This window comes from Devosia sp. (assembly GCF_036676215.1).
Classification (GTDB): Bacteria; Pseudomonadota; Alphaproteobacteria; order Rhizobiales; family Devosiaceae; genus Devosia.
Map to the genome: position 1 here is coordinate 1 of NZ_JAKFDJ010000182.1, position 5,471 is coordinate 5,471.

The 5,471-nt window shown below is 63.5% G+C and carries 5 protein-coding genes and 1 pseudogene; 2 read left to right on the forward strand and 4 right to left on the reverse strand.

Features of this window, described 5'->3' with window-relative positions:
- Positions 1 to 530, reverse strand: a pseudogene (locus tag V6M52_RS15105) (citrate synthase); the annotation flags it as partial.
- A 58-nt stretch (positions 531 to 588) separates the two neighbouring features.
- Here V6M52_RS15105 and V6M52_RS15110 point away from each other — a divergent pair.
- Complete coding sequence (locus V6M52_RS15110; protein ID WP_332701617.1) at positions 589 to 1,671, forward strand: citrate synthase/methylcitrate synthase; 1,083 nt, start codon at positions 589 to 591, stop codon at positions 1,669 to 1,671.
- 54 nt (positions 1,672 to 1,725) lie between these two features.
- Here V6M52_RS15110 and clpX read toward each other — a convergent pair whose 3' ends face one another.
- The 3 genes from clpX to V6M52_RS15125 form a co-directional block, all read right to left on the reverse strand.
- A complete protein-coding gene (clpX, locus tag V6M52_RS15115; RefSeq protein WP_332692393.1) occupies positions 1,726 to 3,003 on the reverse strand; it encodes an ATP-dependent Clp protease ATP-binding subunit ClpX in 1,278 nt (425 codons plus the stop codon).
- A gap of 171 nt (positions 3,004 to 3,174) precedes the next feature.
- A complete protein-coding gene (locus tag V6M52_RS15120; RefSeq protein ID WP_332692390.1) occupies positions 3,175 to 3,804 on the reverse strand; it encodes an ATP-dependent Clp protease proteolytic subunit in 630 nt (209 codons plus the stop codon).
- Between the two features lie 245 nt (positions 3,805 to 4,049).
- Positions 4,050 to 4,280: a hypothetical protein gene (locus V6M52_RS15125; protein WP_332692388.1), complete on the reverse strand. Its 231-nt coding sequence runs from the start codon at positions 4,278 to 4,280 to the stop codon at positions 4,050 to 4,052.
- Positions 4,281 to 4,410: 130 nt separating this feature from the next.
- Between V6M52_RS15125 and V6M52_RS15130 the strand changes: the two genes are divergently transcribed.
- On the forward strand, positions 4,411 to 5,471 hold a 1,061-nt coding region (locus tag V6M52_RS15130), incomplete at its 3' end, for a cytochrome P450 (RefSeq protein WP_332701618.1).

Sequence of the window (5,471 nt, forward strand, 5' to 3'; positions counted from 1 at the left end):
CCGGCCAGCGCCTGCGCCATGGCCCCCAGCACCTGCCCGGCTTCCCCGGCCAGCGATCGAACCATGGGCGTCGGCGCCCCTGCCCGCCTGGCGAGCGCCATAAAGGCGCCCGGGAGGCCCTCGCCGGCATCCGAGGACGACAGCCCCCCGAGGTCGCACGGTGCCTGCCAGAGCAGCGCGGCGATATCCTCGAGCGTGGCACCCTCCGCCAGTTCGCAGGCATCGTGGCCGCGATAAAGCAAGCGGCCATCGGCAACCGTCGAAATACCCGTGCGCAGCACTGGATCGCCCCACTGCATGGCCTGGGCAGCAACGGCGTCCTGTCGGCGGCGGCCAGCAGCGCGCCGGGCCAGGCGCCGCACGTCGTCGCCCCGATAAAGGCTTTTGCGGCTGTCGGATGGGTCGCGCTTGGCCTTGATGCGGCCGCGGCTGACATTGGCATAGAGCGTCTGCGGCTGGGTGCCGAGCAGGCTCAGGGCTTCAGAAGCGGTCAGCCAGTCCATGGCAAATACATTGATCCAATCGGTCAAGATTGACGTCAATGTTAACACGCCTAACCTTTGCCGCAACAAGCCAAAGGAGTGCGCTATGAAAAGTGGTCTCGAAGATGTAGTCGCCGCCGAAACAGTGCTGTCGGACGTGGATGGCGCCAATGGCCGGCTGATCGTGCGCGGCGTGTCGCTGGACGAGCTGGTGGCAACCAGCCGCTATGAAGATGTGCTGCACCTGTTATGCGACGGCTTCCTGCCGCTGCCGGATGACCTGCCGGCGGCACTGGGCGCGGCGCGCCAGGCCGTGTTCGCCCATGTCGTCGCAGCCGATGCCGCCATTGTGGCCTTGCCGCCCGTAGAGGGCCTGCGGGCGCTGATGGCGCGGCTGGCGGATGGTGATGACATTGACCCTGCTTTGCAGCTCGTCGCGGCGCCCGCGGTCTTCACCAGCGCCCTGCTCCGGCTGCGCGGCGGAATGGAACCCGTCGCGCCCGACCCGGCCCTGCCGCATGCGACCGACTTCCTGCGCATGCTGGGCGGCACCGTGCCGAGCCCGCAGCAGGCCGCGGCGCTCGATCGCTATCTGGTGACGGTGGCCGATCACGGGCTCAACGCATCCACCTTCGCCGCCCGCGTGGTCGCCAGCACCCAGGCAGGTCTCGCCTCCGCGGTGCTGGCCGCGCTCAGCGCCCTCAAGGGGCCGCTGCATGGCGGGGCGCCCGGCCCGGTGCTGGATATGCTGGACGGCGTCGGCAAGCCCGCAGACGCCCCCGCATGGCTCGACAATGCGCTCGCACGCGGCGAGCGGCTGATGGGCTTTGGCCATCGCATCTATCGGGTCCGCGACCCACGTGCCGACGCACTCAAGGGCGCCGTCCGGCTGCTGGCTGCCTCGGGCGCCATCGAGCCGCAGCGCCTGGCGCTGGCAGAAGCGGTCGAACAGGCCGCGCTGTATCTGCTGCGGCAGAAAAAGCCTGACCGACCGCTGGAAACCAACGTGGAATTCTACACCGCGCTCCTGCTCGAAGCCCTCGGCTTTCCCCGCGACGCCTTCACCTGCGTCTTCGCCGCCGGCCGCGTCGGCGGCTGGGTCGCCCATGCGCGGGAACAGGCCCTGGGCGGCAGGCTGATCCGGCCGATGTCGGTCTATGTGGGTCCGAGGCCCCAGGTGGCGGCCTAGAAACAAAAAACGCCGGGCTCATCACCCGGCGTTTTCAATTCTATCCTCGGAACGTTACGCCGTTGCGGGCGCTTCGTCCTTCTTGCGCTCGGAGTAGATGTACAGCGGACGCACGTCCTTGCCGTTCACCACTTCGGCGCTGATCACCACTTCTTCCACGCCTTCGAGCGAAGGCAGGTCGTACATGGTGTCGAGCAGGATGGCTTCCATGATCGAGCGGAGGCCGCGGGCGCCGGTCTTGCGCTCGATGGCCCGCTCGGCGATCGCCTTGAGGGCGTCCTCGTGGAAGGTCAGTTCGACTTCTTCCATCTGGAACAGGCGCTGGTACTGGCGCACCAGGGCGTTCTTGGGGGCGGTCAGGATTTCGATCAGCGCGGAGATATCAAGGTCTTCCAGCGTTGCCAGCACCGGCAGACGGCCGATGAATTCGGGGATCAGCCCGAAACGCACCAGGTCTTCCGGCGCCACATCGGCCAGGATCTGGCCGACGCGACGGTCGTTGGGGTCCTTGACGGTCGCGGCAAAGCCGATGCCCGAGCCCTCTCCACGTGCCGAGATGATCTTTTCGAGCCCGGCAAAGGCGCCACCGCAGATGAACAGGATATTGGTCGTGTCCACCTGCAGGAATTCCTGCTGCGGATGCTTGCGGCCACCCTGGGGCGGAACCGAAGCCACGGTGCCTTCCATGATCTTGAGCAGAGCCTGCTGCACGCCTTCGCCCGATACGTCGCGGGTGATGGACGGGTTATCAGACTTGCGGGAGATCTTGTCGACTTCGTCGATATAGACGATGCCGCGCTGCGCCTTTTCGACGTTGTAGTCGGCCGACTGAAGCAGCTTGAGGATGATGTTCTCCACATCCTCGCCGACATAGCCCGCTTCGGTGAGCGTCGTCGCGTCAGCCATGGTGAAGGGCACGTCGAGGATGCGGGCCAGCGTCTGGGCCAGCAGCGTCTTGCCCGAGCCGGTCGGTCCGATCAGCAGGATGTTGGACTTGGAAAGTTCAATATCCTGGTTCTTGGACGAGTGGTGCAGGCGCTTGTAGTGGTTGTGGACGGCCACGGAGAGCACGCGCTTGGCGCGGAACTGGCCGATGACATAGTCGTCGAGCACCTTGCAGATATCTGCAGGTGTCGGCACGCCATCGGAGGACTTGACCATGGAGGTCTTGTTCTCTTCGCGGATGATGTCCATGCACAGCTCGACGCATTCATCGCAGATGAACACGGTCGGACCGGCGATCAGCTTGCGAACCTCATGCTGGGATTTCCCGCAGAACGAGCAGTAAAGCGTGTTCTTCGAGGTTTCGCCGTTCGTTGTCTCTTTGGACATCCAGTCACTCCCGGGGGCCAGAGCGCCCCCAAAACCAAGCGTTATCAGTGACGGTAACGCTCGAGCCTAAAGAAAGTCTAAGCCGAACCGATCCTAAAGACCGATCCGGCTTGGTGCAATTGCGTCTGGATCACAGTCCACGGCGCATCAGCAATGTGCTTAACGCCGGAATCAGGCCTGCGCCTCCGGCACGACCCGCTTGTCCCAGACGTTGTCGATGAGGCCAAAGGTCTTGGCTTCTTCCGGGGAAAGGAAGCGATCGCGCTCGAGAGCGTTCTCGATTTCCTCGTAGGTGCGGCCGGTGTGCTTCTCATAAATCTGATTAAGACGTCGCTTCAAACCCTCGACTTCCTTGGCATGAATCAGGATGTCGGTGACCTGACCCTGGAAGCCGCCGGAGGGCTGGTGGACCATGATGCGCGAATTCGGCAGCGCGGTGCGCATGCCGGCTTCGCCTGCCGCCAGCAAGAGCGAGCCCATCGAGGCGGCCTGCCCCATGACCATGGTGGCCACCGGCGCGCGGATGAACTGCATGGTGTCGTAGACCGACAGACCCGCCGTCACCACGCCGCCAGGCGAGTTGATGTAGAGCGAGATCTCCTTTTTCGGATTCTCTGATTCGAGGAACAGCAGCTGAGCCACGATCAGGCTCGCCATGTTGTCCTCGACCACGCTGGTCACGAAAATGATGCGTTCGCGCAGCAGGCGCGAATAGATATCGAAGGCGCGCTCGCCCCGATTGGACTGCTCGACCACCATGGGAACGAGCGTGTTCATGTAAGTATCGTGCGGATCCCGCATGTAATGCCCCTTTGCTGTGCCGTATCACGGACCTGGCCAGCATTGCTTGGATGAAACACGATCCCTTCCCGAACTCGGATATCGGGGGTCCGGGGATCATGTCGAATTTCGAATCGACGCTGCGCTCGATTGCAGCCCATGCTGCCTTAAGAGCGGGTAAAGGCACAGATAGGCGGCATTGGGGCAGGCTTCAATAGCGCGTTTGCCGGATGTGACGGCAAGGTGAATGGAACGGGCCTGCTCGCCTAGGCCGAGAAGCTGACCGCCACGCCCTTTTTCTTGAAATAGGACTGCATGATCTTGCGCCCCTGGCGGTTGGACTGGGCGAGCTTGGCCGGCTCGAACACCGCCTCCTTGGCGCCTTCACGGGCCATGGCGGCCTTCAGCGCGGCGATATGGGCGTCCAGATCCTCGTTGTCGTTCTTGATCGAGGCATAGATGTTGTCGATGGCCTGGTTCAGGGTCAGATCGCTCACGGCACGACACTCCTTGGGTCTTTCCCACTCCACTAGCGATTTTTGCCGCAAGGGCAAGCCGCCGATTGCAAAGGAGGCACGACCTCGTAATGTCGAACATCCATTTGTTGTTCCGGTTTCCCTCCTCCCCATGGCCGCCATTATCCAGCTCAAGCCGATCTCCGACGTTCCCGACCACCGCCGCGCCAGTGCCGACCCGCGCGATCCGGATTTTTTCCAGAATCCCTATCGCTTCTATGACCGGCTGCATGAAGGCAACCCGGCCTTCTTCTGGGACCAATATGGCCATTGGTGCTTTGCCGGGTTCAAGGATGTCAGTGCCCTGCTGCGCGACAAGCGCTTTGGCCGCGAGATTCTGCATGTGGCGACGCGCGAAGAGCTCGGCATGCCCGAGCCCAAGCCGCATACGGCCGCCTTCGACCTCACCGAGAAGCACTCCCTGCTCAATCTGGAGCCGCCTGGCCATACGCGCCTACGCACCCTGGTCAACCGCGCCTTTGTCTCCCGCCATGTCGAGCAGTTGCGGCCGCGCATCATCCGGCTCGCCAATGAGATGATCGACAGTTTCGAGGGCGAGGACAGCGTCGACCTGATCAAGGCCTTTGCCGCGCCAATCCCGGCCATCATCATTGCCGAAATGATCGGCCTGCCCGCCGAAAGCGCGCCGAGCCTGCTCAGCTGGTCCAACCGCATGGTGGCCATGTACATGTTCGGCGTCAGCCATGAGACCGAGATCGATGCCAACCAGGCCTCGCAGGACTTCATGGATTTCGTGGCCGAGGCCATTGCGGATCGCCGCAGGCAGCCGCGGGAGGACCTGCTGTCGCATATGCTGACCTCGGATCGTGACGGCGACCGGCTGAGTGACGAGGAGGTCATGTCCACGGCCATCCTGCTGCTCAACGCGGGCCACGAGGCGACGGTCCACACCACCGGCAATGGCGTCAAATCGATCCTCGAAAGCGGTATCGATCCGGTTACGCTTTTCTCCAGCGACGCGCAGACCGAAGCCACGGTGGAAGAATGCCTGCGTTTCGACGCGCCGCTACATATGTTCACGCGCTATGCGCTGAGCGACCTCGACTATGAAGGGCTGCACCTGCGCAAGGGGGACGTGATCGGGCTGATGCTGGGCGCCGCCAACCGCGACCCCAGGCGCTTCGCCAATGCCAACAGCTTTGATCCGTTCCG